Annotated in this window: 3 protein-coding genes; all 3 read left to right on the top strand. The window is 72.9% G+C overall.

The window, feature by feature from the left end; genetic code table 11:
- A partial coding sequence (locus tag CCN72_RS31175; protein WP_143664255.1) for a TOMM precursor leader peptide-binding protein occupies positions 1 to 624 on the top strand: 624 nt, incomplete at its 5' end.
- Complete coding sequence (locus tag CCN72_RS31170) at positions 617 to 2,050, top strand: ABC1 kinase family protein (RefSeq protein ID WP_086811443.1); 1,434 nt, start codon at positions 617 to 619, stop codon at positions 2,048 to 2,050. The genes CCN72_RS31175 and CCN72_RS31170, both read left to right, overlap by 8 nt.
- Positions 2,051 to 2,101: 51 nt before the next feature.
- Positions 2,102 to 2,456: GNAT family N-acetyltransferase (locus CCN72_RS31165; protein WP_425276186.1), on the top strand; the 355-nt coding region annotated here is incomplete at its 3' end.

The following is a 2,456-nucleotide window of genomic DNA, read 5'->3' as shown; positions in this document are numbered from 1 at the left end:
ACCAGGGAGAGCCCCGGGTCCGGCGCCGGGGACCCGGGGCTCTCCCTGGTGATCCTCGCGCCCCGGGACGAGGTGGCCGTGCACGCCCCGGATCCGCGTGCCGCGCAGTCGCTGCTGGCCTCGGGCACCCCGCATCTGTACGCGGGTGTGGTGGAGGGCACAGGAGTCGTGGGCCCGCTGGTGCTGCCGGGCGAGACGGCCTGCGCGGGGTGTCTGCACGAGTCGCGCACGGACCGTGATCCGGCCTGGCCCCGGCTGCTCGCGCAATGGCGCTCCGGCGCCGGATCCCGCCCGGTGGGGGCCTGTGACCTGGCCCTTTCCACTGCGGTCGCCGGACTGGCCGCAGCCCACGCCCTGGCCCATCTGGACGGCGCGTCGCCGTCCGCCGCGGGCGCCCGCTGGGAGGTGTCCCTACCCGGTCTGAACTGGCATTCCCGCCCGGTCGTGCCGCACCCGGGCTGCCACTGCGGCGCGGCCGAAAGACCAGGTGAGAAACCGGAGGGGGAACACTCCTCAACCCCGGGGCGGTCACGCGCGACAATGGCGGTGCAACGGCCGTCGACGGAGCGGGCACGCGAAGCGGGCGCGGCACGGCCGACAGGGACTTGGAGGGCGCATGTCTGATCTTCCCCGGAAGGCGGTCACCCGGACCGCCAAGCTCGCCGCGCTCCCGCTCGGCTTCGCCGGCCGGGCGACCTGGGGGCTGGGCAAGCGGATCGTGGGCGAGTCCGCGGAGATCGTCGGCCGGGAGCTGCAACAGCGCACGGCGGAGCAGCTCTTCAAGGTCCTGGGTGAGCTGAAGGGCGGGGCCATGAAGTTCGGGCAGGCCCTGTCCGTCTTCGAGTCCGCGCTGCCCGAGGAGGTCGCGGGACCCTATCGGGCGGCCCTGACCAAGCTCCAGGAGGCGGCACCGCCGATGCCGACCCGTACGGTGCACGCGGTGCTGACGGAGCGGCTCGGGCCGGACTGGCGGGAGCTGTTCGAGGAGTTCGAGGACAAGCCCGCGGCGGCGGCCTCGATCGGCCAGGTGCACCGGGCGGTGTGGCACGACGGCCGCGAGGTGGCGGTCAAGGTGCAGTACCCGGGCGCCGGCGAGGCCCTGCTGTCCGACCTGATCCAACTGGGCCGGTTCGCCCGGCTGTTGGGGCCACTGATCCCGGGCGTGGACATAAAGCCACTGATCACGGAGCTGCGGGACCGGGTCTCCGAGGAGCTGGACTACGGGCTGGAGGCCGCGGCCCAGACGGCGCACGCGCAGGAGTTCGCGGGTGACCCGGATGTGGTGGTCCCGGCGGTGGTGCACCAGTGCGAGCAGGTGCTGGTGACGGAGTGGATCGACGGCATCCCGCTGTCGGAGATCATCGCCGACGGCACACCGGAGCAGCGGAACCGGGCCGGGCAGCTGCTCGCCCGCTTCCTGTTCTTGGGCCCCGCCCGCACCGGACTGCTGCACGCCGACCCCCATCCGGGCAACTTCCGGCTGCTGCCGGGCGGTCCGGAGGGCGAGGACGACTGGCGGCTCGGGGTGCTGGACTTCGGCACCGTCGACCGGCTCCCCGGCGGGCTGCCGGCGCCGATCGGGATCTCCCTGCGGATGACGCTGGACGGCGACGCGGAGACGGTCTACGAGCTGCTCTGCGAGGAGGGATTCGTCAAGGAATCCATAGAGCTGGATCCCGACGCGGTCCTCGACTATCTGCTGCCGATCATCGAGCCGGCCCGTATCGACGCGTTCACCTTCACCCGCTCCTGGATGCGCAGCCAGGCCGCGCGCATCGCCGACCCCCGTTCCCCCGCCTACCAGCTCGGCAAGCAGCTCAACCTCCCCCCTGCCTACCTCCTGATCCACCGCGTCACCCTCAGCACCATCGGCGTCCTGTGCCAGCTGGGCGCCACGGTCCGTCTCCGCGAGGAACTGGAGTCCTGGCTCCCGGGCTTCTTCCTCCCGGACGAGCCGGAGGAGTCGGCGGACTTGGCGGAGGCCGAGGACGCGGAGGCGGCGGAGCTCCTGGAGGAGGAACTCGCCGAGGAGTCCGCCGCGGAGGCATGAGCCGGGGCACCCGGAAAAAGCCCGGGCCTCGGCACCGGGCCGCGTGCTCCAATGGGGAGGGAACAGGCCGTCCTTCGGGCCGAGGACGAGCGCTTCCAGCTGGTGGCCGAGGCGGCCCGCACCGGGCAGGTCGCCGGTGCCGTCGGCTCGTACCGGACCGATCCGGGCGCGGGATGGTTCGAGCACGGCGTCATGATCGGCGCCGATCGGCGGCGCAGCAGTTGCGCGGCAGGGGCGACGACGCTGTCGCTGCGCCACATGTTCGAAGAGCGGCGCCACCACCACAGGTACCAGGCCCGCGCCCTCGCCCACAGTGAGCCCTCGCTCGCGCTACAGCGCCGGCTGATGGGGTGTGTTCGCCGAGGAGTTCGCCCGGAGACGGGGCCCGGGCGAACTCCTCGGCGAA

Source organism: Streptomyces murinus (genome assembly GCF_002154555.1).
Lineage (GTDB): Bacteria > Actinomycetota > Actinomycetes > Streptomycetales > Streptomycetaceae > Streptomyces > Streptomyces murinus.
The sequence above is the reverse complement of the archived record's forward strand: the minus strand, read 5'-3'. Positions and strand labels throughout refer to the sequence as shown.

What these genes read in the sequence shown, in the direction of transcription:
- CCN72_RS31170 (WP_086811443.1), top strand. Translation starts at nt 617, where the DNA reads ATGTCTGATCTTCCCCGGAAGGCGGTCACCCGGACCGCCAAGCTCGCC.